This window comes from Prauserella aidingensis, from assembly GCF_024171865.1.
Lineage (GTDB): Bacteria > Actinomycetota > Actinomycetes > Mycobacteriales > Pseudonocardiaceae > Prauserella > Prauserella aidingensis.
Map to the genome: position 1 here is coordinate 168,475 of NZ_JAMTCN010000002.1, position 25,008 is coordinate 193,482.

Consider the following 25,008-nt stretch of genomic DNA (forward strand, 5'->3'; position numbering starts at 1 on the left):
GCGGCAGTGCCGTGCCCCCAGGGGCACCTTGGTGGCATTGAACACAGCCACGCGCCGGCGTGCCGTTGAGGGGCGGTGGTCGGGCCGGCGGGCGGGAGCCACACATCTTCCCCTCGCGCCGGCGTGCCACCCAACCGGATGCGACATGCGCGGTAGGTGCCGAAACGGCGAGGCCCCACGGCGCCAGGGCGGCACCGTGGCGCCGTGGGGCCTCGCCTACTTCGCTGTTACTCCCGCGGGCGAGGGGACGGCTTCGGCGGAGCCGTCGCCGCTGCCGATCCACCTCGACGTCCCGGCGACACTGCCACCAGGACCACACCGATCAGCAACATCGCCGTGCCCGTCCAGAAGATCGGCACCGACGCGTACGCCCCGCTGGTCTGGGCGAGCTTGTCCGGGGCCGCGGGTGGAGCGGCGCCGCCACCCTCCGGCGGGGCCGCGGGCTCCGGCTTGCTGCAGTCGACACCGCCGGTCGGCGCGAACGCGCGGGCGATCTGCTCACCCAGCGACACCTGCGCCAACGACGACGGGAGCTTGTCCGCCGCATCGTCGGGAAGCAGTTCCTCCAACTTCTTCGTCGGCAGGATCTGCAGGTCCAGCAGCCGCGCCGACGCGCCCTGCTGGTAGCCCTCGAACGGCTTCGCCTGCTCACTGCCACGCTTGGTCAACTCGGCGATGCTCAACCGCAGCACACCCAGATCGAGAACCCGCTTGGCCGCCACGTCGGTCAACGCCTTCACGCCGTCGTTCGCGGTCTGGGCGAGATCGCCGACCACCGGCGCGTCCTTCACCTGGTCGTAGCCGGGCAGCTCCTTCAACTCCGGCGTCGGCGCGCCGACCGGGATGTCCGCCGTCGGATTCGCCGCGTCGAGCGTGAACAGCTCCTCACCGTTCCGCTCCACCGTCAGCACCGGCGCCGTGTACTCGACCTTCGACGTCTCCGCCTCGCCCGTCGACAACACCCGCAACGTCGGCTGGCTCGCCACCTTGACCGTCAGGCCCAGCGGCGTGCCCTTCAGGATGTTGATGTCCGCGACCTGCATCGTCGACGTCGACTCCACGGCCTTGCGGTCCGTACCGGGCATGTCCACCAGCCGCACCGTCGAGCGCGTCGACAACGTGTTCGGTGCGCTCAGCAGCGCACCCTTCCCGTCGGCGTTGGGTTTGGCGTCACTCGTGGGCTGACCCGACAGCAGTCCGCCCAGATCCGCCAGCGACCCGAGCCCCTCCTGCAGCGACTTCTGCGTAGCCCCGTCGGTGTCGGTGAGCTGGGTGATGTCCGGCATCGTCGGAACCACGTTCAACAACGACGCACTCGCCGTCGACGTCGACGCGTCCGCGATCGTGCCCACACACGGGCCCAGCTCCTCACTCCACCGCGCATGAGCCGTGCCGTTCAACGCACTCAAGTTGATCAACGGATTGTCCGGCGCATTGATACCCGTCGACAACGGCTTCTCGTTGTCCGGCAACGCCGTCTGCGTCACCGACCCCGGCGTCGTCGGCGCATTGCCCCCGATCGCCACCCCCGCAGGAGACGCCGACGCGATCGACCGCTCGTACGTCAGATACGACTCCGAATCCACCTTCGCGTTCGACAGGCCGAACCCGCCCTCCAACGCCGACTGCTTCGGCAGGTCGTCCTCCGCACCGGGAAGGATCGCGTCCGTCGGCACCGCGTGCGGCAACAACCGCACCATGCCGAGCGCCGTCCCCGCCTCGCCGATGGCCTTCGCCGTCGTCTTCGTCGGCCCCGACGCAGGCGGCGCGTCAGGATCAGCCGGCGGGGGAACGGGAGTAGTAGGGATCGTCTGTCCGGCCGCAGGTCCGGCGGCCAGGACGACCAAGGCGGCCGCAAGCGGCAGCGCTGCCGAGCGGGCCAGTCGTCGACGCATAGTGAGGGTCCTCCAGTGCAGGTGGAGCCGGTCGGGGTGGCTATGCCTGTTCGATCCTCTAACGAACGAGGGGGGCGTTGGTGACGCAACAGCCTCCGGTATAGTCTTACGTACAAGGACGCAACGTCCACGCCGCCTTAGCTCAGACGGCCAGAGCGACGCACTCGTAATGCGTAGGTCAGGGGTTCGATTCCCCTAGGCGGCTCGCCCGAAGGCGCCCCATGCTCGTCGCGTGGGGCGCCTTCGCTGTGTTCGGGCATCGCAGTGTCTTCTGGGGGCGTGGCCCCCAGACCCCCGCCCGGGGAGTTCCCCGGACCCCCATTGGTGCTGGTCACCTTGGATTGGTCGGGTTTCGGTGGGGTTCGGTGCAGGTCGGGGGCTTGGGGGAGTCGTTTCCGCGTGGGTGCCGGTGTTCGGGGTGTGGGGTTGCGTTGCGATGGCTCGCTTCGCATCGCTGGTGAGATGTGCGTTGGTGGTCGCCGGTGTGGGTGCGTGCGTCGGGGGCATCGTTGCGTCGGGTGGGCTCGCTTCGCATCGCCGGTTGCGTGGGTGGCCGGTCGCCGAGGCTGGGTGCGTGCGTCGGGGGTGTGGTCGCGTCGGGTTCGGCTCGCTTCGCATCGCACGTTGCGCCGGGTGCTCGGCCGCGGTGCGTGGGGCGTTTCGGGCCAGTCGTCGAACCGTCACTGCAGCGGAGGAGCCGAACACGCGGACGCGGGGCCCTCCGTGTCGGAAGGCCCCGCCGTCACTCCTGCCGGTCAGTACGGGCAGGTGTCGCGGTACTCGGAGATCGTCCGGTCGTCCGGCGCCGGGCACAGGAACTGCGCATAGCGCTCGTCGTCGTCGAGGAACAGCTTGAACCACGACAACGTGTACTTCGCCGTCGTCGTGTCCGGCGTGTTCGGGAAGAAGTGGTTGGCGCGCTCCAACTCCATGTACGCCTTGTCGGTGCTGTCGGGGATCGACTCGTAGAACGGCTCCGAATGGCGCCGCACCGGCGCGACCGAGTCGGACTCACCGCCGATGATGAACGTCGGCGTCGACAGCTCCGAAAAGTCCTTGCGCAGATGCCACGGCGCGAACGGCACCGCCGCCTCGATGTCCGAGTTCTCCACCGTCGCCTCGAGCGAACCGCCACCGCCCATCGAATGCCCGGCCACACCGAGCCGCTCCGGGTCCACCAGATCGGCCACGTCGCTGTCGTCGGTCAGATAGCCCAACGCGGCGTTCAGCTGGTCGGCACGGCTGCCCGGCTGGTCGTACCGGCTGTTGGTGTCGATCGTGATCACGACGAACCCCTGCGACGCCAGCCGCGGGCCCAGCCAGGCGATGCTCGACTGGCTCGCCGTGTACCCGGGGGAGATCGCGATTCCCGCGAACGGGCCCTCGTCGGTCCCCGTCGGGTAGTAGACCGTGCCGCCGCCGAATCCGCGCACCAGACTCGACACGCGGTCCTCCCCCACGGAGAACGGGCCGCGCGGGGCCTCGATGCTGTCCTCCGTCGGATCCGGGCCGTGCTGGTACGTACCCGCCGCATGGGCAGCCCCGGCAGGCCCCACCAGGGCGGTCGTGAGCGCGAGCGCCGCCGCCGACAGCAGTGTCGTCACTTTCGTTCGTCGCACTGTTCCTCCTCGAAATCCGGTGATCCGGCTTCTGGCCCGATCACTCTCGCCCGCTGCCGCGTCATTGCGCATCGGTGTAATCACCGGGTGTGTGTGAGAAAGTCACCCACGGGTTCTCGACTTCCGGACGCCGAATCGACGGCCTTTCCGAGCGGAGGGCTATGGCCGCAGCGACCGTGGGCAGAGGCGACATCCAGACGCGCCTCGTGGCGCTCCACGACGCCGTGGCAGCGGGACGCGGCGGCGCGCTCGCCGTCACCGGAGCGCGTGGCATGGGCAGGACCACCCTGCTGGACGCGGTGCCCGACGACGGACCGGTGCGGATCGCGACACTCACCGGCGTCGCGGCCGAGTCCGATCTCCCGTGGGCGGGACTGCAACGGCTGTGCGCATCGGCCGGGATCGTCGCCGACACCGTCGGCGACATCGACTCGCGGGGAACGGCGCTCCACGGACGACTGGCCGAACGCGGACCGGTGCTGTGCCTCGTCGATGACGCCCACCTGCTCGACGCCGAATCCCTCGACGTCCTCGCGTTCGTGGCACGGCGGTGCGCGCAGAGCCCCGTCGCGGTGGTGCTGACGGTGGCGCCCGCGACACCCGCCGTGGACCGGCTCGCCGGCCTCGACGTCGCGCACCTCGAACCGCTGACCCACGACGAGTCGCTGCAACTGGTCGCCGCGCGGGTGGCCGCGCCGGTGGCCGCCGAACTGGTCGAGACCGCAGGCGGGAACCCGTCCGACCTGCTGGAACTCGCCGACGCGCTCACCGCCGCGCAGGCCGCGGGCAGGCAGCCGCCACCCCGATCCCTGCCCGCGGGTGGACGGGGCAGGGACGCGGTGATCCGTGCCTGGCGCGGCCTGTCGGAGGATGCTCGGGCGCTGGTGCTGCGCGCGGCGTGCGCCGAACCGGCCGAAACCACGGGCACCGCCTGTCCGCCCGCCGACGACCCCGTACTCGCCGAAGCGCAACGTGCCGGGTTGGTGCGGGTGACCTCCACGGGGATCCGCGCGGCCAGCCCCGTCGTCGCGGGCACCGTCCACGCCGCGGCGTCCGACACCGACCGGCGCGCGGCACACGGCGCCCTGGCCGCGTCGCTCGACCCGCAGCGGCACCGCGCCGCACGGGAGTGGCACCGCGCCTGCGCCGACGGCCGCACCGACGTCGCCGACCGGCTCGCCGCAGCCGCCGACGACAACCCCGAGACGTCCGCGCTCGCGTGGCACCGCGCCGCCCGGCTCACCCCTCCCGGAGCGGTGAAGGCGGAACGGCTGCGACTCGCCGCGCTCCGCCACTGGACGGACGGCCGGGTCGGACCGGCGCGCAGACTGTTGTGGCAGGCCCGCGAACACGCCCCACCGGGGCCGACGGCGGGCCGGGTCCTCGTCGCCGTCGGCGAGATCGAACTCCGGGACGGCACCCCCGAGGTCGCCGCGCACCAGCTGATGCTCGCCGCCGAAAGCCTTCCCACCGACGAAGCGGCGGACGCATTCCTACTGGCCGCGGAGGCTCGCCGCACGGCTGCCGACGGCTGCGGCTACGCCGAGACGGCGACCAGGGCCGCGGCGACCGGCACACTCGTGGCGACACATCTGTCCGGCATGGCCGCCATGTTCACCCGCGACCACGCGGGCGCGGCCACGGCGTTACGGCGGGTGCTCGACGAGGCGGGTGACGACGTCAGCGGGGCGCTGTGTGCGGCGGAGGCCGCCATGACCCTCGGCCGTCCGGCGCTGGCGCACGATCGTGCCGCCGCCGCGGTCGCGCGGGCCCGCGGCGGCGACCAGCCGACCCTGCTGCCGACGGCGTTGTTCCAGTTCTCGCTCACCTCCGCGCTGCTCGATCGGCCGCACGCCGCGGTCGAGGCGAGTCGGGAAGGCGTCGCACTGGCCGTCGCGAGTGGACAGCGCAACACGGCGGCGGAGCTGGAAGTGCTGGCAGGTCTGGGGCACGTTTCGCTCGGCGACCGTGACGCGGCGCTGGCCCACGTGGCGTCGGCGCAGGAACGCATCGACCGGGCCGGGCTCCGGCGTGCGGCGGCGGTCGCGGACTGGGTGCGCGCGTGCGCCGACCTGCTCGACGATCGTCCGGGTGACGCGTTCCGAAGGCTGGACGCACTGTTCGTGCCCGGTGCGGGCAGGTCTCCGGTGCAGGTCGCCGCGATTCCGCAACTCGTCGAGTCCGCGATCCGGTGCGACGAGTCCGACAGCGCGCGACGGGCGCTCGAACGGTACGAGACGTGGGCGGAGTCGACGGGAACCGGCGTGTGGTTGGCGCTCGCGTACCGCTGCCGGGCGCTGCTCGCCGACGAACCGGAGGCGGCGGAGGCGTGGTTCCGCCGTGCGATCGAACTGCAGCGTTCGGGTGGCATGACGCTCGAGCTGGCGCGCACCGAGCTGGCCTGCGCCAGGGCGTTGCGGCGGCAGCGCCGGAACCGCGAGGCCCGCGCGGTGCTGCGGGACGCCTTCCGGCTCGCCGACGACGCGGGCGCCGAGTACTGGGCCGCCCAGATCCGCGACGAACTGCGCGCCGCCGGTGACCGCGCCGAGCAGGCCACGCCGCCGTCGACGGAAGGGTTGACACCGCAACAGGAACGCATCGCCCGGCTGGTCGCCGCCGGCCGCACGAACCGGGAGATCGCGCAGCGGCTCGGGCTCTCCCGCCGCACCGTCGAGCACCACCTGCGGAACATCTTCGTCAGGCTCGGCGTGCGCTCCCGGGTGGAGCTGGTCGCGGCGGTCGCCGATCCTTCACCTCGCGACGGGTGACCGCCGCGAGGAACGTGGCGCGGTGGCCGGGTCTCCGGCGACACATCAGTCGGCGCGGCGCCTACGGGTCCACAGCAACAGTGTCAGCCCGGCGGCCAGCAGCGCCAGCCCGGCAGCGGCCACGGCGCCCGCCGGAACGCCCGTGTTCGCGGGCGGTTCCTGCGGTGTCACGTCCGGACCGGGGGCGCCCGGGTCGTGCGGTCCCGGCGCGATTGGTTGCACCGGCGCCTGCCCACTCGTGGTGGCCGTCGGTCGGGGCGGCTCCGGGCTCGTCGTCGGGCCGGGCGGCTCGGTCGTCGGTTCCGTGGTGGTCGGCGGTTCCGTGGTCGTGGTCGGCGGCGGCTCCTCGTTCACCGTCACCGTCGCCGGTTCGGACGTCGACGCGGTGCAGTTCCCGTCACCCGGGTACTGCGCGGTGATCCGGTGCTCGCCGACGGCCGGCTCCGACGTCGTCAGCGTCGGCCCTCCGGGTGCGCGGATGCGGTGAAGGCGGGCAGCGCCACCCCGCCTACCGCGATGAGCAGCGCGGCCAGCACCGTCGCGGCGCGTGCGAGCGGCCCTCGTGAGTGGTGCGGCTGTCCGGGCATGGCGGGTCCGTTTCCGTGTGGTCGGTCCGGGTCAGTGGTCGCGGCGACGTCGGGCCCACAGCGTGAGGCCGAGGCCCGCGGCGATCAGTGCGAGCGCTCCCGCGGCCAGCGCTCCGGCGGGAACTCCCGTTGCGGCGAGCGGGTCGTACGGTGTTGCGTCGGGTGTGGACGGTGACGCGCCGGACGGCGGTGTCGGTGCGACGGGTGCGACGTCGCTCGTCGTGGGTTGCGGCCGGTCGGTCGGGCTCGGCGCGGGCGGCGTGGGTTGCGTCGTCGGTTGGGTGGTCGTCGGGGGCTCGGTTGTGGTCGGGGGCGCCTCGGCGACGGTGACCGTCACCGGGTCCGAGATCGACGGTCCACAGGTGTCATCGCCGTCGTAGCGGGCCCTGATCCGGTGCTCGCCCATGCCGAGTCGGTTCGTGGTGAGGGAGGCCGCGCCCGAGCCGTCGAGTGGTGCGGTGCCGAGTCCGGTGCGGCCGTCGAGGAACGTGACCGTGCCCGTGGACGTCGCGCCCGTGCAGGTCACTGTCGCCGTGAGCGCGACGTCGTCGCCCGGAGCCGCCTCGGTGGGATCAGCTGTCAGTGACGTGTCCGTCGCCACCCTGCCCGTGGTCAACGCCAGCGAGTACCACCATCCCGCGGCGAGTTGCACCACCCGCTGTCCGGCCGGCAGTCCCGTGTCCAGCTCGACCGGGACGTTGCTGTTCGTGGTGGTGCCGTCCCCGAGCTGGCCGGAGTTGTTGAGCCCCCACGCCACCACCCGGTCGTCTGCGGTCAGCGCGAGGCCGTGGTCGCCGCGCGTGATCGCCTGCGTGACCACGACCTCCTGTGGCAGCTGCACCTCCACGGGCGTCAGCCGCCCCGTGCCCGTGCCGTCCCCGAGCTGACCCTGGCCGTTGTAACCCCACGTCAGCACCCGGCCGGTCGTGGTGACGGCGAGGCTGTGGCGGTTGCCGCCCGACACGTCGGCCACCGTGACGCCGTCGGGCAGCCGCACCTCCACGGGCGTCGTGCGAGTCGTCGTGGTCCCGTCGCCGAGCTGTCCGTCGCTGTTTCAGCCCCACGCGAGGACGCCGCCGCCCGAGGTGACGGCCAGGCTGTGGTTCCGTCCGGCCGAGATGTCGGTGATCTCCGCAGCGGCGGGCAACTCGACCTCGACCGGTGTCGACCGGTTGAGCTGTGTGCCGTCGCCGAGCTGGCCGTCGATGTTGCCGCCCCACGCCAGCACCCGGCCGTCGAGGGTAAGGGCGAGCGTGTGGCTCACGCCGGCGTCCAGCTGGGTGAGCGCCGCGTTGTCCGGAAGTGACACCGGCCCGGGGACGTGGCGTTCGGCGGTGCTGCCGTCGCCCAGTTGGCCCGCGTTGTTGTCGCCCCAGCTCAGCGCGCCGTCGGTGGGCGGGACCGGATCAGGAGGGTGCGCTGCGGCGGGGCTCGTCGCTACGCCGGCCGCGACCAGAACCGCCAGCAGCGCCGTCGCGAGGCCGGCGATCGGCAGGGTGGCGCGTGTGGACATTCGGTCTCCGTGTCGACGCCGGGGAGTCGGGTGTCGGGGTGCTGGGGTGCCGGGGTTTCCGGGTCATCGTCGTCCATACCGGCCCTCTCGGCAGCGCACGACGTCGTCCGACCGGTGTAGTCCGGGTACGGCGCGGTGAAGGTCTGTTCCCGCTGTCGTGGTTCTCCGCCTCGGCGGGACTCGGCGGGTGCAGCGGTACGAGGAATGTGTGGCCGGAAGAATCCGACGTGGACCCACTCTTTGGACGTCGTCAATTATTTTTCGTCCGGCCGGAGCCGTGATCAATCTGCGAACATTTGGAAAATCGGCAACATTCTCCCGATATTGGCCCTTCTGTCGGGTTGCGCGAGTCCCATGAGTGTTCATTCGCTTGCGTTGACCTGGGAATGCGGCGAAGGTTTGGGCCTTTCGGGTGGCGTCGGCGCGCGGCATTCCCTGCGGTCCTTTTAATCTGATGAAACGAGCTTTACCCCGACTTTAGGTGCATGCTTCTTCCCCGGCGAGAGGTATTCCGATGTTCCGCAGATCATGGTTGTCGGCGGCCGCGTTGGCGGTGGTCACATGCCTCGTCGCAGCGCTCGTGGCCGTACCGGTGCGGGCCGAACCGTTGCCCGCCACGTATTCCGGTTCCACGCACGGCGACGTCCTGTCGCTCGGCCTCAACGCGGGCGGTATCGCCAACATCGACGCCTCGCTGGGCCATTCGGCGACGAACACCGACAGCACGGCGGATCCGCGCGCACACGCGGAATCGGCCAACCTCGACGCCGGTGCCGTCGGCATCCCTGTCGATGTCGCCTCGGGGCAGGCGAACGCCGGGCCGGACACGCCGTCCGACAGCTACACCCAGGGTCTCGGGCAGATCGACATCCCTGCCGTGCTGGACACCGGCGCGCTGACCGGTACGGGCCAGGCCAACTGGCCCGGCGACCTCTCGTGCGTGCCCGACGGGCAGCCGATCGCGCAGTCGACCACGACACTCGCCAACGCCAGCCTCGGACTGAGTCTGCTCGGCGTCGGCTGAACATCCTCGAACTCGGAACCGTGGAGACCGGCGGAAACACGACGCTGTCGGGCGGCGACGTCGTCTCGACCGCGTCCGGCAACATCGCGTCGCTGTCGCTCGTCAACGGGCTCGTCGGCGTCGAAGTGCTGGAGAACCCCATGCTCACGGCCACGTCCGACGGCACGACCGAGTCGATCAGCGCCAACGACTACCGCATCGCCGTCACCATCGCCGGTCAGCGCACCGAATTGAGCGCGGGCATGTCGGTCCCGATCAACCTCGACGTCGGAGTGCTGAGCGTGAACCTCACTCTCAGCGTCGGGCAGCTCGACGACACCTCGTCCGGCGCCACCGGCTCGGGGTCGATGTCGTTCCTCAACCTCACCGGCAGCATCAACGGGCCGCTGGGCGGCAACTTGGCGAGCGTCGACCTGGGGCTGCTGCCACTGTCGGCGACCGCGACCGCGCCCGAAGGGGGCGTCGAGTGCGGCGCCCTCGACGCCCCGGTCATCACGTCACCCGCCAACGGCGACACCACGAGCGAGACGCCGACCATCACGGGTACGGGCACGCCGGGCACGACGGTCACGGTGAGCGAGAGCGGCACGGAGATCGGCACCGCGAGCGTGGGCGAGGACGGCACCTGGTCCCTCACGCCGGCCACACCGCTGTCCCCGGGCGAGCACACGATCACGGCGACGCAGAACACGGACACAGGGGCGTCGCCGCCGTCCGAACCCGTGACGTTCACCGTGCAGGACACGCAACCACCGGAACCGCCGTCCATCGACACCCCGGACAGCGGTGCGATCACGGGTGGTACGCCCACGATCTCCGGCACCGGCGAGGTCGGTGCGACCGTGACCGTCAGCGAGGGCGGTGCGGAGATCGGTACGGCGGTCGTCGACGGCGACGGCAACTGGAGCCTCACGCCGTCCACACCGTTGACGGAGGGTCCGCACACGATCACCGCCACCCAGACCGACGCCGGGAACAACACGTCGCAGCCGTCGGATCCGGTGAGCTTCACCGTCGACACCACAGCGCCCGACCCGCCGGAGATCACGTCTCCGGAGAACGGCTCGGTCACGACCGACGACACCCCGCAGATCACCGGCACCGGCGAGATCGGTGCCACGGTGGACGTCACGATCGACGGGCAGAACGTCGGCCAGGCCACGGTGGACGAGCAGGGTGTGTGGACGCTCGACCTCACGGCTCCGCTGGCCGACGGGGCTCATTCCGTCGAGGCCACGCAGACGGACTGGGCCGGACGGACGTCGCAGCCCGCGACCTCCGACTTCGTCGTGGACACGACCGCCGACGCTCCGGTGATCGACACGCCGGAGAACGGGTCGGTCACCAACAACAACCAGCCCGAGATCACGGGTACGGGAGAGCCGGGCGCGACGGTCACCGTGTGGGAGGACGGTACGGCGATCGGCACGGCCACCGTCGACGGGAACGGCGCGTGGAGGCCGACGCCGGACAGCCCGCTCGGCGACGGTCAGCACACGATCACGGCGACCCAGGAGGACGGTCAGGGCAATATGTCGCCCGAGTCGAACTCGGTGATCTTCACCGTCGACACCATGGTCGAGCCTCCGACGATCGCGACGCCCGATGCGGACAGCCTGATCAACGACCGCACGCCGGAGATCAGTGGTACCGGTGAACCGGGCGCCACGGTGCAGGTCAGTGTGGACGGTCAGGTCATCGGTGAGGTGGTGGTTGGCGACGACGACACGTGGTCGATCACGCCGACGGAACCGCTGGGCGAGGGCGAGCATCTCATCGAGGCGGTGCAGACCGATGCGGCCGACAACACGTCGGGTCCGGCCGAGTCCACCGTCACGGTCACGTCACCGACCCCGGCGGCGCCGGAGATCACGGGACCGCAGGAAGGGTCCACTGTGGATAGGGGTACTCCGACGATCACGGGTACCGGCACTCCGGGCAATCAGGTCGAGGCTTTCGTGGACGGTGAGAGCGTCGGCACGACGACGGTCGGCGAGAACGGCACGTGGATGCTGGAGTCGTCCCGGTCCCTCAGCGAGGGGCAGCACACCGTGACGGCGAGGCAACAGGACTCGGAAGGCCGCGTGTCACCGGAGTCCGAACCCGTCGGGTTCACGGTGGACACGCAGGCCGAGGTGGCCGCGCCGGAGATCACGTCGCCGGAGAGCGGGTCGTCGACGTCCGACAACACCCCGACGATCGAGGGCACGGGCACTCCGGGCGCCGAGGTGACGGTGTACGTCGACGGCGAACAGGTCGGCACGGCGCAGGTCGGCGACGACGGCCGGTGGTCGTTCACGCCGGACGCGCCGCTGGACGACGGCAGCCACACGATCACCGCCACGCAGACCGTCGGCGGGGACACGTCGCCGGTATCGGACGGGGTGGTCATCACGGTGGACACGTCGCCGCCGTCGCCGCCCGTGGTGACCGACCCGGAGGACGGTGGCGAGGTCGACGATCGTGCGCCGACGGCCGGCGGTACGGGTGAGCCCGGGGCGACGGTCGAGGTCGTCGTCGACGGCGAGTCCGTGGGCACCGCCACGGTCGGCCAGGACGGTTCGTGGGCACTGGACCTGCCGCGGCTGGGCTGCGGACGGCACACGATGTCGGTGACGCAGACGACCGGCGCGGGTCTCACGTCGGAGCCCACGGAACTGTCGTTCGCGGTCGTGTGCGCAGGCGGCGGCGGTGACGGCGGTGGCGACGACGGCACCGGTGGCGGCGACGGATCCGGTGGTGGCTCCGGCGACGGCGGTGGTCAGCACCTGATCACCGCGCCGCCCGCGGGGCAGCCGCATCACCAGGACACGTTCGCCGGCGGCGGGAAGGACCTCGCGCAGACGGGTACGCCGCTGGCACTGCTGGCGTGGCTCGGACTGCTGGCCGTGGCGAGCGGGTCGTACCTGGTCTGGTGCGGACGAGGCCGCGGCTGGGAGTGAGCGCGGCGGAGCCGCCGGGCCGGAACACCTCGGGCCCGGCGGCTCCGCCGTGTACGCAGGACGTCAGCGTGGCAGCGCGGTGTTCGCCGTCTCACGCAGCTTGATCAGACTGAGCAGTCCGATGAACGCGGCGCCCATGACCCAGAACGCGGGCGACTGCCGGTCACCCGTCTGCTGCACGAGCAGCGTCGCGATGTACGGAGCGGTGCCGCCCGCGAGGATCGTGCCCAGGTTGAAGCCGAGCGCGACGCCCGTGTACCGCGTGCTTCCGCCGAACAACTCCGTGAACATGGGGAACGCAGGAACCTGGAGGAGTGCGTTGAGGACCATGAAGGCCAGGTACAGCACGCCGACGAACAACAGGCTGTCCGCCGACTCCATGAGCGCCAGCACGGGATAGCTGATGACCAGGTAGCCGACGACACCCGTGGCGATCACCTTCCGGCGGCCCCAACGGTCCGACAGCAGTCCTACGAACGGCATCGTCAAGCAGGCCAGCGCGATGACCCCTGCCGACAACCACGACACGTCGCCTGCCGGGTAGCCGAGGTCGTCGATCAGGTAGATGTTCATGTACGTCAGGCCGATGTAGCCGGTGCCGTTGGTGGCGACGGCGACGCCGATCACGCGGAGCACGGCCACGGGGTTGTTCCGCAGCACCTGCAGCAGCGGCCACTTCGCCTGCCGCCCTTCCTTCTTCGTCTTCGTGAACTCGGGCGTGTCCTCCAGTCGCGCCCGTGCCCACAGGCACAGCAGCGCCAACGGGAAGCACAGCAGGAACGGCAGGCGCCAGCCCCAGCCGGTCATCGTGTCGGTGCCCACAGCGCTCGTGACCACGGCGACGACCGTTGCCGCTGTCGCGAAGCCGAAGGTTGAGCCGAACGGGGTGAAGGAACCGAAGAAGCCACGCCGGTCGGGTGGCGTGGACTCGGCGATGTACGTGGCGGCGCCGCCGATCTCGCCGCCCGCGCAGAACCCGCTGATCAGCCGTAGCAGTACGAGCAGGACGGGGGCGATCACTCCGATGGACTCGTACGTGGGCAGTACGCCGATCAGCCCGGAACACAGTCCCATGCCGACGATCGTCGCGACGAGCGGTGCTCTGCGGCCGTATCGGTCGCCGAGCCAACCGAAGAACACGCCGCCGAGTGGCCGGACGACATAGCCGGACGCGAACACTGCCAACGCCGCCAGCATCGATGCCGTGCTGTCCGAGTTGGGGAAGAACAGCGGCGCGATGGTGACGGCGAGGAAGCCGTAGACGCTGAAGTCGTAATACTCGATGAGTGTTCCGACCCCGCCCGCGAGGGCGGCGCGCCGCGTGAGCCGAGGCGAGAAGGTGGGGACGGCGACATCGCTGGCGCCGTGTGTCGAGGTCATGACGGTTCCTCCGGGATTGCGGGTCAACGGCGGTGTTCGGCGAGCAGCAGCCGAAGGCTCCCGCCTGCCTCGATGATCTTCGTGACGCGTTCGCTCGGCGGCGTGCCTTCCAGGGTCGTTCCCGCGTTCGGCAGGGTGACCCTGGCCTTCCTCCAGTCCACCTCCACCGGGTCCCAACGCCGAACGTGGTCGGTGATGCCGGGTGCGGTGATCAACGGCATGCCGTTGTAGGTCTCGCCGCGCCAGAACCCGGGGGAGAACGACTCCGCGATGACGGCCGCGACACCGAGGTTCCGCAGTGCGACGAGTGGCGGGTAGTGGGGATGGCCGTAGCCGAAGTTCCGGCCGCCGACGATGACGTCTCCAGGTTCGACCTTGTCGACGAAGTCCGGGTCGTAAGCCTGCATGGTGACACCGCGGAGGACGTCGGCGTCGTAGTACTTGATGTTCTCCACGCCGATGATCAGGTCGACGTCGAAGTCGTCGCCGAAGATCCATGCAACGCGGCCGCGGATCACGTCGGGTGGCGGCGGGTAGCCACTCATCGGTTCATCACCTCGCGCGGGTCGGTGATCTTCCCGGTGATCGCGCTCGCGGCCACGGTCGAGGCCGATCCCATGTAGATCTCCGATGCCGTGCTGCCCATCCGCCCCGAGATGTTCAGGACACCGGTGGAGATGCACTTTTCCCCGGGCTGTAGCGGCTTCTGGTAGCCGAAGCAGAAATCACAGCTCGACGTGTGGATGTTGGCCCCGGCGGTGCGCAGGACGTCGAGCAGGCCCTCCCGCTCCGCCTGCCGGTGGATCTCCGCCGAGGTGGGTACGACGTTGAGCTCCACGCCCGCCGACACCTTCTGCCCGTCCAGCAGCGCCGCGGCGTCGCGGATGTCCTCGATGCGGCCGCTGGCGCAGGAACCGATGAACGCCTTCGTCACCTCGGTTCTGTCCAGTTCGGATACACCGTGGGTATTGGCCGACCTGGCGGACCCGGGAAGTACGACCTGGGGCTCGATGGTCGAGAGGTCGAAAGTGTGGCGAGAGCTGTACTCGGCGTCGGGGTCACTGGCGACCGGCTCGTACGGGCTGCGTGCCACGGCGTCCGCGTAGTCCAACGCTCTGCCGTCCGGGTTGAAGATCGCCGACACGGCGCCCGTGAACATGGCCATGCCGCACAGGCCCTGCCGCCGGTCGATGCTCATCGCTTCCGCGCCCGGACCGCCGAATTCCATCACCTGGTGGGCGCAGCCGTCGGCGCCCAGCCTTCCGATGATCGCGTGGACGAGGTCCCGATTGTCGACACCCGGGCCGAACTCTCCGGTCAGGTCGAATCGCACCGTCGCGGGCACGTCCAGGTAGATCTGGCCGCTCACCCACGCTTCGAGAAGGTCCCGTCGTACGCCCCAGCCGAGTGCGCCGAACGCACCGAGGCCGCTGACGTGTCCGTCGAAGTGAATGAGGAACCGTCCTGGTGTCGCGTAGCCGAGTTCCGCGGCCACCTGGTGGCCGATTCCTTCGGCCTCGTGCAGGGTGACGCCGTAGAAGTCGCACCACTCCCGCGTCACCTTGTGGATGTCACGTTCCTTCTCGTCGCCCTTCGTCAGCATGTGGTCGATGAACACCAGGTACCGCTCCGGCTCGGCGAGTTCGGTGATGCCGAAGTCCTCGTGCATCTGCCGGAACATGACGTCGGTGTAGCCGGGAAAGTCGTAGGCGACCATGTGGTCGGGCCGGAAGGGCAGGTTCTGTCCGGGTCGGACGCTGTCGACTCCGCCCGCTCGGGCGAGGATCTTCTCGGTGATGGTCTGCGGCATCTCGATCACCGTCCCGTAGGCAGGTAGTGCTGTTGTGCGGCTTCGACCTCGGCGAAGCCGATCAGGTCGACGAACTCGTGGTGCTGCAGGGCGTCCGCACTCACCTGCGCCGGAGGCTCACCGCCCGCGAGGCGTTCGAGACATGTGCGCAACGCCCCTGCCGCGGCCATCAGCGGTTGCGTCGGGAGTAGAGCGAGTCGGACCCCGACCTGCCGCAGTACCTCCGGGGTGAAGTCCCGCTCCGTCCACGTCGATGCCGTGAGTGTCGCGACCAACGGCACGCCTGCGACCTCGCGGCATTTCGCCCACTGGTCGGTGTCCGAGAACGTCTTCGTGACCGGCATGATCATGTCGGCACCCGCGGCCACGTAGGCCTCGGCCCGGCGCAGCGCTTCGTCCCCTGTGGCGTCGGTCCGGGCGATGAGCATCATCCGGCCCTCGGCCGCATCCGCGGCGGCGCGCACCTTCCCCGTCGCCGTCTCGATGTCGAGCAGCGGAACAGGGTCCCCGACGCACACCGGGCAGCGCTTAGGGGATTCCTGGTCCTCCATGAAGGCGGCCTGCACCCCGGCATCGGCGAACTTCCGCGCCGTGCGCGCCGCGTTGACGGCGTTGCCGTAACCGGTGTCGATGTCGGCGACCAAGGGAAGTTCGCTGGACTCGCGGATCGTACGGACCGCGTCGAGGTTCTCGGTCATCGTGTACAGCTCGGCGTCGGGGTAGCCGAGTGCCGCGGACACCGCGAACCCGGATGCGCAGAGAGCCTTGAAGCCGGCTTGGCCGGCGAGTCGTGCGGTCAGGCCGTCCCATACACCGGGCGCGAACACCAGGTCGTTGTCGACGAGCTCACGCAGCGTGGCGGTCGATGTGGTGGTCGACATTGTCCACCTTCCGTTATCCGGAACTAGTTTCGAGAAAGCTAGGCAGTTGGGCTAGTGGGTGTCAACCGTTTCGACGTTAAAACGGAACATGTACCGTAATGCGAAACGCAGAAGGGAGTTCGGGATGCGAGCGGTGATGCAGCCGGAGCCGATGGGTCTGCACCAGATCCTCGACAGGTGCGAAACACTCTTCGCCGACCGGCCGGTGACGGTCGGCGGTGGCGCGGCGGGACCGACCACGACCACCTATGGCGCGCTGTTCGCGGAGGCGCGCGCGTTCGCTGGCGCACTGGCCGAACTCGGGTTGCGCCCTGGTGATCGCGTCGCGACCTTTGCGCCCAACACCCGTGAGCACCTGCTGGCCTACATCGCCGTTCCTGGCAGTGGCTCGGTGCTCCACACCGTGAACATCAGGCTCGGTAGCGAGGAGATCGCCTACACCGTCGAGCACGCAGGCGATCGGGTGGTGCTCGTGGACGCAGCGTTGTGGCCGGAGTGGTCGGCCGTCACGCTCCCGACGTGTGTCGAGCACGTGATCGTGTACGGCGACATCGACGAGCTCCCCGAACGGCACGGTGGCGCCGTCGTCACTCGCTTCGCCGATTCGATCGCCGGCCCTGCGCGGGAAGGCCGGTGGTACCGGCCCGCGGACGAGAACGAGGCGAGCGGGATCTGTTACACCTCGGGTACGACGGGATGGCCGAAAGCCGTCGTCTACAGCCACCGGTCGGTGTATCTACACGCTCTGACGTTGTGTGGCGCCGACACGTTCGCCATCTCCGAGCACGACGTCGTCTGCCCAGTGGTCCCCATGTTCCACGCGAACTCGTGGAACCTGCCGTACGCGAGCCTGCTCGCCGGGGCGAGTCTCGTCCTGCCCGCGCATCGGACCGACCCCGCCGGCCTGGTCGAGTGTTTCGCGGCCGGAGGCGTGACCTTCTCCGCCGCCGTCCCCACGGTCTGGGCGAACCTCGTCGCCGCGGCCCGTGCGGGCGATGTCGACCCGACGGCGCTGGATTCTGTGCAGCGTGTCGTGATCGGCGGTTCGGCAGCGTCGGAAACCCTGCTGTCGGAACTGGCCGAACTCGGTATCGAACCCGTGCACGCGTGGGGAATGACAGAGTGCTCGCCCGTCGGTCTCATCGCCAACCCGCCCGCGGACGGAAGCACCGCCGTGACCGAGGAGACGAAGTCCAGCCAGGGCAGGCCGATGCCGGGCCTGGAGCTACGTGCCGTCGAGGGAGACATGCCGGCTCCGTGGGACGGCACGTCGATCGGCGAACTGCAGATCAGCGGCCCGTACGTCGTCGCCGACTACTACGGCGCCGAATCCGGCTCCACGGCCGACAAGTTCGCTGATTCCGAGGAGAGGCGCTGGCTTCGCACCGGTGACGTGGTGACCGTCGACCGGCGGGGGTACGTCCGGCTCGTCGACCGCACCAAGGATCTGGTGAAATCCGGCGGCGAATGGATCTCCTCTGTGACACTGGAGAACCACCTGCTGGCGCACCCCGCGGTACGCGAGGTCGCCGTCATCGCCGTGCCCGACCCGACGTGGGACGAACGGCCGTTGGCGATCGTGGCGGCGCGTGGCGTCGATGCGGCGCGGTTGCGCGATTTCCTCGCGGACCGCGTACCCCGCTGGCAGGTGCCGGACCGGTTCGAGTTCGTCGCGGAGGTTCCCAAGACCAGCGTCGGCAAACTGGACAAGAAGCGACTGCGCACCGAGTACGCCTGAACACGCCGACGTATCGTGCCGGCGGGCACCGCCTCCACGCAGGCGTTCGCGCCAGGGAGTGCCCACGGCAGAAAGAAAGTGAACGGATGCCACCGAAAGACCACGACGGCCACGACGACGCGAAGACCGAGGACGCGAAGAACATGGTGAACTCCGTGGTCCGCGCCGGCCAGTTGCTGGACGCCTTCGACAGCGGAAAGCCCGTTCTCGGGCTCACGGAGCTGTGCGCGGCCACCGGTCTGAACAAGACCACGACTCATCGCCTGCTCAACACGCTCGTTCGGATGGGCTGGCTGACGAGGACGCCCGACGGTGACTACAAGATCGGCATGAAACTGTTCAGCCTCGGGTCGGTGGCTCTCGCCGACTTCAACCTCCGCGACGAGGCCAGGCCCTCGCTGCTGTCGCTCGCCGAGCGGTTCGGCGACACGGCATACCTCATGATCCCCGGCGACGGCGGGGCGGTGGTCATCGACCGCTATGAAGGGTCGAGCCCACTGTCGGTGAAACACATCGGCATCGGGACCGTGCTGCCCTACCACGCCGCCGCGGGTCCGATGACCATGCTCGCGTACGTCCCCGAACTGCGGGAGCGTTGGCTCGCCGAGCCGCTGAAGGCGTTCACTCGGCATACGGTGCACGACCGCGCCGACCTCGAATCACAGCTCGACCGGATCCGCGACGAGGGCTACACCATCAGCGACGAGGACTACCTCAACGGCGTCGGTGCGGTCGCCGCCCCGGTGTTCGACCGGACGGGAAAGTTGGAGGCCACCATCAGTCTCGGCGGACCGGCCGGCGACTTCAGGGGCAGTCAGCTCGTCAGCATCATCAGCGCTGTCAGGGACGCCGCCGCCACCATCTCCGCTCGACTCGGGTCGCCGTTGGACGAGGCGGGCTGACAAGGCGGACGAACCCGGCGGCGGGTGTGGCGCACGTCTAGTCCTCGGGGCGGGCGGCGCCACCTACCCTGTGGCTCATGCCGATGTTCGCGTTCGAAGGTAAGCGCCCCTCCGTCCATCCCGAGGCGTGGATCGCGCCGACGGCCACGCTCGTCGGCGACGTCGTCGTCGAGAAGGGCGCGTCGATCTGGTACGGCGTCGTCGTCCGCGCGGACTTCGGCCGCATCGTGATCCGCGAGGGTGCGAACGTGCAGGACAACTCGGTGCTGCACGTCAACGACGGGGTGTGCGAGGTCGGCGCGAACGCCACCGTCGGGCACTCGTGCATCGTGCACGACTGCACCGTCGGGGAGCAGGCACTCATCGGCAACGCCGCCACGATCCTCGACAAGGCCACCGTCGGAGCACGCACCCTCGTCGCCGCGGGTGCCACCGTCACCCCCGGTACCGAGGTGCCCTCCGAGGTCGTCGCGATGGGCAGCCCGGCGAAGAAGTTCGTCCCGCTGACCGACTCCGCCCGCGGCTGGGTCGACCACAACGCCGCGATCTACCAGGAGCTGGCCCGCAGGCACGCCGAGGGCGTCGAGGAGATCGCCGAACCCGACCGCCCGGAGTGACCGCGTCACGTCGCGCGCCGTTCACCTCCGGCAGGTAGACCGGGTACGTGCATCCGAACGCGGCGGACTGGACCGCCTACGTCGACGGCTACTGCGAACGACTCGCCCCCGGACTCCTCGGCGAACCGCTCAACACGATCAGCAACGTCGGGTTCCTGCTCGCCGCTCTCGCGATATGGCGGCAGGCCCGTGGTCACGTCGGACCCCGGCTGCTCGCCGCGGGCCTGGCGCTCGTCTTCGTCGCGAGCACCGCCTTCCACATGCTCGCCACACGCTGGGCGGGTGCGGCCGACTCCGCGGCGATCGCACTGTTCGTGCTCGCCTACGCGGTCGTGTTCGCGCGCGTGTTCCTGCGCGTGCCCTGGCGCTGGGCGTGGCTGGCCGTCCCGGCGTTCCTCGCGCTCGGGGTCCCGGTCGTGGCCGGGGCCGACGCGCTCGGCCTGCCCGGCTCGTCGTACGCCGCACCGCTCGTCGCGCTGTTCGTGCTCGCCGCGCTGACCGCCCGCGACGCCGCGTGGCCCGTGTTCCTCGCCGCGGGCGGGCTGTTCGGGGTCTCGCTCACGTTCCGCTCGGTCGACCACACCGTGTGCGGCTCGTTCCCACCCGGTACCCACTTCCTGTGGCACCTGCTCAACGCCGTCGTGCTGTACCTCGTCACCCGGACCGCCGTCACCCGCTGGGTAGGATCACCCGAACGGGCGGACCCGCCGACGGCAGGCCGGTAGCACGAACGAAGTGAGCGACAACAGCATGAGCACCACCGCATGACGGCGCCGAAAACCCTTGTGCACAGGGCGTTTCCGCCCACCGCCGTGGCCGCGGGCCTGATCTCGGTGCTCGTCGCCGTCAGCAGCACGGCCGCGATCGTCTTCTCCGCCGCACGGGCCGCGGGCGCGTCGCAGGCGGAAGTGACGTCCTGGATGCTCGCCGTGTGCGTCGCCATGGGGGTCACCTCCATCGGCCTGTCACTGCGCTACCGCGCCCCGATCGTGACCGCCTGGTCCACACCGGGCGCCGCACTGCTGGCCGCGAGCCTGCACGGCGTGCCCATGCCACAGGCGATCGGCGCGTTCGTCGTCTCGGCCGCACTCATCACGCTGACCGGCGTCACCGGCTGGTTCGAACGCGTCATGAACCGCATCCCGGTCGCACTCGCCTCCGGGCTGCTGGGTGGGGTCCTCGTCCACTTCGGCATCGACCTGTTCGGCGAACTCGAGACGAGTTTCGCCGTCGTGTTCCCGATGCTGCTCGCCTACCTCGTGGCACGCCGGTGGCTGCCCCGCTACGCCGTGCTCGTGGCGCTGGCCGTCGGCGTCGCGGCGACGGCCGTCACCGGGACGCTGCAGCTCGACCGCGTCGACCTCGCGTTCGGCGCCCCGGTGTTCACCATGCCGGAGTTCGACTGGCAGGTGATCATCAGCATCGGCCTGCCGCTGTACATCGTGACGATGGCGTCGCAGAACCTGCCGGGTGTAGCCGTGCTGCGCGGCGACGGCTACACCGACGTGCCGCTCTCGCCGGTCATCGGCACCACGGGCGCGGCGAACCTGCTGCTCGCACCGTTCGGCTGCTTCGGCCTCAACCTCGCCGCCATCACCGCGGCGATCTGCACCGGGCCACAGGCGCTGGAGGACCGCTCCCGCCGCTATCTCGCCGCGGTGTGGGCGGGAGTGTTCTACCTGGTCATCGGCGTGTTCGCGGGGACCGTCGGCTCGCTGCTCGGCGCGCTTCCCGAGGCGCTGATCGTCGGCATCAGCGGGCTCGGCCTGCTCGCCACGATCACGGGGTCGCTCACCGCGGCGCTCGGCGACGAGCGGTGGCGCGAACCCGCCGTCGTGACGTTCCTGGCCACCGCCTCCGGCGTGACACTCCTCGGCATCGGCTCGGCGTTCTGGGGACTCCTCGCAGGCGTCCTCACAGCCCTCATCACCCGCCGCCGTTCCTGAGAACTGACCGGGGCACGAAAAAGGGGACCCGGGCCGCGTGGCCGGGGTCCCCTTCTCCTGCGGTTACGGCTCAGTGCCGGTCCGCGTCCGCTCAGTGCTTGCCGGCGTCCGCGGCCTCCTTCTCGAGGCGCTCCCGCTCACGTTCCAGCGAACGCTCGATCTCGGCCTCGGCCTCCATCCGGCCGACCCAGGAGGACCCCTCGACGCTCTTGGCGGGCTCGAGGTCCTTGTAGACCTGGAAGAAGTGCTCGATCTCCAGCTTGTGGAACTCGTTCAGGTGGTGAATGTCCCGCAGGTGGTCGTTACGCGGGTCGCCGGTCGGCACGGCCAGCACCTTGTCGTCCGGGCCCTTCTCGTCGCGCATGCGGAACATGCCGACGGCGCGGCACTTGACCAGGCAGCCGGGGAACGTCGGCTGCTGCACGAGGACGAGCACGTCGAGCGGGTCGCCGTCCTGGCCGAGCGTGTTGTCGATGAAGCCGTAGTCGGCCGGGTACTGCGTGGCCGTGAAGAGCGTCCGGTCGAGCTTGATCCGACCCGTCTCGTGGTCCACCTCGTACTTGTTGCGCTCCCCGCGGGGGATCTCGATCGTGACGTCGAAGTCCACGGCGTCCTCGCTTGATCTCGTCGGCGCCGCGTCGCTCGCGGCTGAAAATGTCATGTCCTTACCCGACCAGTGTGGCCCACCGCTCGGTCCGGTAGCACGAAGGATGGCAGTAGTGTGATGTCTGCCCCGTTCGAGTGGCGGAACGCATTAGCACACAGCGGGCATTTACTGGAGGGGTACGTGTCACAAGGCGACACCGGCGCGGGCGGAGACACCGGTGCGGGCGGCGACGTCGAGGGGGTTGCCGGCGGGGGACCGGCGTGGCCCTCGGACGATGTCGACTCGGCGGCCGAACATTCGGCCCCCGGGAATTCGTCAGCCGGAAATTCGGCGTCGGAATCGGCGGAATCGAGGGAATCGTCGGAATCGGTGACGTCCGGTCCCTCGGACAGCGACTCGGCGGGGCCGACGGCGTCCCAGTCTCCGCCGCAGCCACCGCAGCAGTCGCCGCCGCAGCCACCGCAGTCGCCGTCGCAGCAGCGTACGGAGCCCCAGTGGCAGGCCGACACCCGGCGGGCGCACGAGCCCCGGCCCGGGCAAGCGCCCCAGGGGCAACCTCAGCCGCAATCACACCAGCCGCAATCGCACCAGCCTCGAACACAGCAGCCGCAGGACGGCCGACAGCAGGGCGCTCGGCAGCAGCCGGTGCAGCAGTGGCAGCCGTCCGGGCCACCGAATCCGGCGGCGCAGGGCCAGTCGTCCCAGGGACAGCCGGCGCATCCGGCACCCCGGTCGCCGCAGGCCGACTCGGCTCAGCCCGACCCGCGGCACGCTCAGTCCGACCCGGGGCGACATTCGCAGCCGCCCGCTCGGCAGCCCGCCCGGCCGCAGCCGAACGGTCCGCACGCGAACTCGCACCCCAACGGTCCGCACGCCAACTCGCAGCAGCCGAACCCGGAGCAGCCAGGCCCCTCGCGGCCGGGTGCTGCACAGCCGCCACAACCGCACCGGCCCGTGTTACCGCAGCAGCGCCCCGCGCATCCGCCGATCTCCACCACCCCGGTGCCGCCCGCGGGTACGTCCGCCCGGCCGATGCGCATAGAACCGGGGTCACACGCACACCCGGACGAGCACGCCCGTGACGATTCCGGCGACCCCGATGCCACCACGCCCGACGCTCCCGGCGCGGAGGTCACGGCCGGCTCGGAGGGCAGGACCGGCGCGGCCGAGGGAGCAGGCACTCCCACGGAGGCCGCCCCCGCCGCAGGCCACGGCTCGGACGGCGGCTCCGGCGGCCCGCCGGAAGACCCTTCGGACGGGGAGGCCGACCCCGGTCTCGCACCGAAACGCCGCCGACGGGGGCGCGCCCTGGCGCTCAGCGGGTTGGCGCTGGTGCTCGTCGTCGCGGTCGGCATCACGCTGGCGTTGCCCGCCGTGTCGAACCGCCTCGGCCTGCCGTGGGCGCCGAACCTGCCGCGGGGTGACGAGCCCGAGCCCATCGCCGTCACCCGGCAGTTGCAGCCCCTCGGCGGCCAGGGCGACGCGCCGACGGCGAGCGGCGTGCAGCAGGCACTCGCGGGCCTCGCGAACTCCGGGGCACTGGGCACGCTGAGCGGCACGGTCGTCGACGCGGCCAGCGGCGAGACGCTGTGGTCGCAGGGTGAGAACAAGGCCGTGACGCCCGCGTCGGCGACGAAGATCCTCACCGCGGCGGCCGCACTGCTCGAACTCGGACCCGAGAAGCGGTTCTCGACCAAGGCGTACGAGTTGGGGGGCGTGGACGGGTCCAGTCCGGGTGGCGTCGTCGTGGAGGCGGGCGGCGACGTGACGCTGTCGTCCCTGCCGGAGGGTGAGGAGTCGCTCTACCGAGGTGCGGCCCATCTGGACGAGTTCGCGAAGCAGATCGACGAGGCCACCGACGGCAATGTCGAGGCGATCGCCCTCCTGCAGACCGCGTTCACCGCCAACGAGACCGGGCAGGGCTGGGCCGACGAGGACGCCCCGTCGACGTACGCCGCGCCGCTCGCCCCGATCATGCTCGACGGTGGGCGGAAGGATCCGCTCGACGACACGTCCGAACGGTTCGCCGATCCGGCGAAACGGATGATGGAGCAGCTGGCCGGCAAGTTCGCCGCGGCGGACATCGTTCCCGACCTGGCGGCCGGCGTCCGGATGCGGGAGCCCGACCTGTCGAACCCCATCGCCGAGGTGAAGTCGGCGCCGATGGAACGGCTCGTCCAGCAGATGCTGCAGCTCTCGGACAACACCCTCGCCGAGGCGATCCAGCACCAGATCGCGATCTCCAAGGGCCGGGAGCCTTCATTCGAGGGCGGGGCGAAGGCGACCCTCGAGGTGCTGGCGGAACACGGTTTCGACGTCAGCGGTGTGACGCTCCACGACGGCAGTGGCCTGTCGGTCGACAACCGCATCACGCCGAAGCTGCTGTCGGAGATCATCGCTGTCGCGGCGGCCCCGGAAGGCGGAGGGAACGCCGATGCGCGCACGTCGACGTTGCGGCCGCTGCTGGCGGGCCTGCCCGTCGCGGGCGGCACGGGAACGCTCGCCGAGCGCTACGCCGACGGTGCGCAGGTGCAGGGCAAGGGCTGGGTGCGCGCCAAGACCGGCACGATCTCGTCCACCGGCACCAACGCGCTGACCGGCCAGGTCGTCACCGCCGGCGGCCGGGTCCTGGCGTTCTCGCTCATCACCTCGAAGGCGGGCAACACCGAGGCGGCGCGCAACGCCCTCGACGACATCACCGCGAGGCTCCGGAAGTGCGGCTGCGGTTAGCGGCCTGGCTGGCCGCCGCCCGGTGGGACGCCGCCGCTCGAACCGGTAG

At 70.5% G+C, this 25,008-nt stretch carries 20 protein-coding genes, 1 tRNA gene and 2 pseudogenes; 10 read left to right on the forward strand and 13 right to left on the reverse strand.

Annotated elements, in window-relative coordinates:
* Positions 1–227 precede the first annotated feature (227 nt).
* A complete protein-coding gene (locus LY13_RS02800) occupies positions 228–1,895 on the reverse strand; it encodes a hypothetical protein (protein ID WP_253826544.1) in 1,668 nt (555 codons plus the stop codon).
* A gap of 131 nt (positions 1,896–2,026) precedes the next feature.
* Here LY13_RS02800 and LY13_RS02805 point away from each other — a divergent pair.
* Positions 2,027–2,100, forward strand: a tRNA-Thr gene (locus LY13_RS02805).
* Between the two features lie 550 nt (positions 2,101–2,650).
* On the opposite strand, the gene LY13_RS02810 is transcribed toward LY13_RS02805, so the two are convergent.
* Positions 2,651–3,586: an alpha/beta hydrolase family protein gene (locus tag LY13_RS02810; protein WP_372493725.1), complete on the reverse strand. Its 936-nt coding sequence runs from the start codon at positions 3,584–3,586 to the stop codon at positions 2,651–2,653.
* A gap of 89 nt (positions 3,587–3,675) precedes the next feature.
* Between LY13_RS02810 and LY13_RS02815 the strand changes: the two genes are divergently transcribed.
* A complete protein-coding gene (locus tag LY13_RS02815) occupies positions 3,676–6,282 on the forward strand; it encodes a helix-turn-helix transcriptional regulator (RefSeq protein WP_253826546.1) in 2,607 nt (868 codons plus the stop codon).
* A gap of 45 nt (positions 6,283–6,327) precedes the next feature.
* On the opposite strand, the gene LY13_RS02820 is transcribed toward LY13_RS02815, so the two are convergent.
* The 5 genes and pseudogenes from LY13_RS02820 to LY13_RS02835 all read right to left on the reverse strand — a co-directional run bounded on the left by LY13_RS02820 (position 6,328) and on the right by LY13_RS02835 (position 8,382).
* Entirely contained in the window at positions 6,328–6,453 is a 126-nt protein-coding gene (locus LY13_RS02820) for an LPXTG cell wall anchor domain-containing protein (protein WP_253826547.1), read from the reverse strand.
* 234 nt (positions 6,454–6,687) lie between these two features.
* Positions 6,688–6,762, reverse strand: a pseudogene (locus tag LY13_RS26115) (hypothetical protein); the annotation flags it as partial.
* A 138-nt stretch (positions 6,763–6,900) separates the two neighbouring features.
* Positions 6,901–7,521: an Ig-like domain-containing protein gene (locus tag LY13_RS25560; protein WP_372493737.1), complete on the reverse strand. Its 621-nt coding sequence runs from the start codon at positions 7,519–7,521 to the stop codon at positions 6,901–6,903.
* Positions 7,495–7,911: pseudogene (locus tag LY13_RS26120) on the reverse strand (RCC1 domain-containing protein); the annotation flags it as partial. The gene LY13_RS25560 and the pseudogene LY13_RS26120, both read right to left, overlap by 27 nt.
* Before the next feature lie 12 nt (positions 7,912–7,923).
* Positions 7,924–8,382 carry an RCC1 domain-containing protein gene (locus LY13_RS02835; protein WP_253826550.1) on the reverse strand — a complete coding sequence of 153 codons (459 nt, stop codon included), beginning with the start codon at positions 8,380–8,382 and terminating at the stop codon, positions 7,924–7,926.
* Positions 8,383–8,896: 514 nt separating this feature from the next.
* Between LY13_RS02835 and LY13_RS02840 the strand changes: the two genes are divergently transcribed.
* Positions 8,897–9,406 (forward strand): hypothetical protein, encoded by a 510-nt coding sequence (locus tag LY13_RS02840; protein ID WP_253826551.1) that lies wholly within the window; start codon positions 8,897–8,899, stop codon positions 9,404–9,406.
* Between the two features lie 20 nt (positions 9,407–9,426).
* Positions 9,427–12,348, forward strand: a complete 2,922-nt coding sequence (locus tag LY13_RS02845; RefSeq protein WP_308216252.1) for an Ig-like domain-containing protein — start codon at positions 9,427–9,429, stop codon at positions 12,346–12,348.
* Between the two features lie 63 nt (positions 12,349–12,411).
* Here LY13_RS02845 and LY13_RS02855 read toward each other — a convergent pair whose 3' ends face one another.
* The 4 genes from LY13_RS02855 to LY13_RS02870 are packed head-to-tail and all read right to left on the reverse strand — an operon-like array spanning position 12,412 to position 16,419.
* On the reverse strand, positions 12,412–13,728 hold the full coding sequence (locus tag LY13_RS02855) for an MFS transporter (RefSeq protein ID WP_253826552.1): 1,317 nt from the start codon (positions 13,726–13,728) through the stop codon (positions 12,412–12,414).
* Between the two features lie 23 nt (positions 13,729–13,751).
* Positions 13,752–14,273, reverse strand: a complete 522-nt coding sequence (locus LY13_RS02860) for a LeuD/DmdB family oxidoreductase small subunit (RefSeq protein ID WP_253826553.1) — start codon at positions 14,271–14,273, stop codon at positions 13,752–13,754.
* Positions 14,270–15,538: a 3-isopropylmalate dehydratase large subunit gene (locus LY13_RS02865; protein ID WP_253826554.1), complete on the reverse strand. Its 1,269-nt coding sequence runs from the start codon at positions 15,536–15,538 to the stop codon at positions 14,270–14,272. The genes LY13_RS02860 and LY13_RS02865 overlap by 4 nt, the downstream gene beginning before the upstream one ends.
* 5 nt (positions 15,539–15,543) lie before the next feature.
* Positions 15,544–16,419, reverse strand: coding sequence for an isocitrate lyase/PEP mutase family protein (locus LY13_RS02870; RefSeq protein ID WP_253826555.1), 876 nt, complete (start codon positions 16,417–16,419; stop codon positions 15,544–15,546).
* 124 nt (positions 16,420–16,543) lie between these two features.
* Between LY13_RS02870 and LY13_RS02875 the strand changes: the two genes are divergently transcribed.
* From LY13_RS02875 to LY13_RS02895, 5 genes are all read left to right on the forward strand, one after another.
* A complete protein-coding gene (locus LY13_RS02875) occupies positions 16,544–18,157 on the forward strand; it encodes a long-chain-fatty-acid--CoA ligase (RefSeq protein ID WP_253826556.1) in 1,614 nt (537 codons plus the stop codon).
* A gap of 86 nt (positions 18,158–18,243) precedes the next feature.
* The gene (locus LY13_RS02880) at positions 18,244–19,059 is read left to right on the forward strand and encodes an IclR family transcriptional regulator (RefSeq protein WP_253826557.1); all 816 of its coding nucleotides are present in this window, start codon (positions 18,244–18,246) and stop codon (positions 19,057–19,059) included.
* Between the two features lie 77 nt (positions 19,060–19,136).
* On the forward strand, positions 19,137–19,676 hold the full coding sequence (locus tag LY13_RS02885) for a gamma carbonic anhydrase family protein (RefSeq protein ID WP_253826558.1): 540 nt from the start codon (positions 19,137–19,139) through the stop codon (positions 19,674–19,676).
* Positions 19,677–19,723: 47 nt separating this feature from the next.
* Entirely contained in the window at positions 19,724–20,401 is a 678-nt protein-coding gene (locus tag LY13_RS02890; protein WP_253826559.1) for a hypothetical protein, read from the forward strand.
* 39 nt (positions 20,402–20,440) lie between these two features.
* Positions 20,441–21,622 carry a benzoate/H(+) symporter BenE family transporter gene (locus LY13_RS02895; RefSeq protein ID WP_253826560.1) on the forward strand — a complete coding sequence of 394 codons (1,182 nt, stop codon included), beginning with the start codon at positions 20,441–20,443 and terminating at the stop codon, positions 21,620–21,622.
* 91 nt (positions 21,623–21,713) lie between these two features.
* Here the strand turns inward: LY13_RS02895 and LY13_RS02900 are convergent, their stop codons facing one another.
* Both LY13_RS02900 and LY13_RS02905 read right to left on the reverse strand, forming a co-directional pair.
* Positions 21,714–22,229: an inorganic diphosphatase gene (locus LY13_RS02900; protein WP_183650962.1), complete on the reverse strand. Its 516-nt coding sequence runs from the start codon at positions 22,227–22,229 to the stop codon at positions 21,714–21,716.
* A 567-nt stretch (positions 22,230–22,796) separates the two neighbouring features.
* A complete protein-coding gene (locus tag LY13_RS02905) occupies positions 22,797–22,949 on the reverse strand; it encodes a hypothetical protein (RefSeq protein ID WP_253826561.1) in 153 nt (50 codons plus the stop codon).
* Positions 22,950–23,261: 312 nt separating this feature from the next.
* Here LY13_RS02905 and dacB point away from each other — a divergent pair, with 312 nt between their 5' ends.
* On the forward strand, positions 23,262–24,959 hold the full coding sequence (dacB, locus tag LY13_RS02910; protein ID WP_253826562.1) for a D-alanyl-D-alanine carboxypeptidase/D-alanyl-D-alanine endopeptidase: 1,698 nt from the start codon (positions 23,262–23,264) through the stop codon (positions 24,957–24,959).
* Positions 24,960–25,008 lie beyond the last annotated feature (49 nt).

Bases quoted from the DNA above. Each gene is read 5' to 3' on its own strand.
- LY13_RS02800 (WP_253826544.1), bottom strand. From the start codon at position 1,895: ATGCGTCGACGACTGGCCCGCTCGGCAGCGCTGCCGCTTGCGGCCGCC.
- LY13_RS02810 (WP_372493725.1), bottom strand. From the start codon at position 3,586: ATGCGCAATGACGCGGCAGCGGGCGAGAGTGATCGGGCCAGAAGCCGG.
- LY13_RS02815 (WP_253826546.1), top strand. From the start codon at position 3,676: ATGGCCGCAGCGACCGTGGGCAGAGGCGACATCCAGACGCGCCTCGTG.
- LY13_RS02835 (WP_253826550.1), bottom strand. From the start codon at position 8,382: ATGTCCACACGCGCCACCCTGCCGATCGCCGGCCTCGCGACGGCGCTG.
- LY13_RS02840 (WP_253826551.1), top strand. From the start codon at position 8,897: ATGTTCCGCAGATCATGGTTGTCGGCGGCCGCGTTGGCGGTGGTCACA.
- LY13_RS02855 (WP_253826552.1), bottom strand. From the start codon at position 13,728: ATGACCTCGACACACGGCGCCAGCGATGTCGCCGTCCCCACCTTCTCG.
- LY13_RS02860 (WP_253826553.1), bottom strand. From the start codon at position 14,273: ATGAGTGGCTACCCGCCGCCACCCGACGTGATCCGCGGCCGCGTTGCA.
- LY13_RS02865 (WP_253826554.1), bottom strand. From the start codon at position 15,538: ATGCCGCAGACCATCACCGAGAAGATCCTCGCCCGAGCGGGCGGAGTC.
- LY13_RS02870 (WP_253826555.1), bottom strand. From the start codon at position 16,419: ATGTCGACCACCACATCGACCGCCACGCTGCGTGAGCTCGTCGACAAC.
- LY13_RS02875 (WP_253826556.1), top strand. From the start codon at position 16,544: ATGCGAGCGGTGATGCAGCCGGAGCCGATGGGTCTGCACCAGATCCTC.
- LY13_RS02880 (WP_253826557.1), top strand. From the start codon at position 18,244: ATGCCACCGAAAGACCACGACGGCCACGACGACGCGAAGACCGAGGAC.
- LY13_RS02885 (WP_253826558.1), top strand. From the start codon at position 19,137: ATGCCGATGTTCGCGTTCGAAGGTAAGCGCCCCTCCGTCCATCCCGAG.
- LY13_RS02895 (WP_253826560.1), top strand. From the start codon at position 20,441: ATGACGGCGCCGAAAACCCTTGTGCACAGGGCGTTTCCGCCCACCGCC.
- LY13_RS02905 (WP_253826561.1), bottom strand. From the start codon at position 22,949: ATGCGCCGGCTGTCCCTGGGACGACTGGCCCTGCGCCGCCGGATTCGG.
- dacB (WP_253826562.1), top strand. From the start codon at position 23,262: ATGCGCATAGAACCGGGGTCACACGCACACCCGGACGAGCACGCCCGT.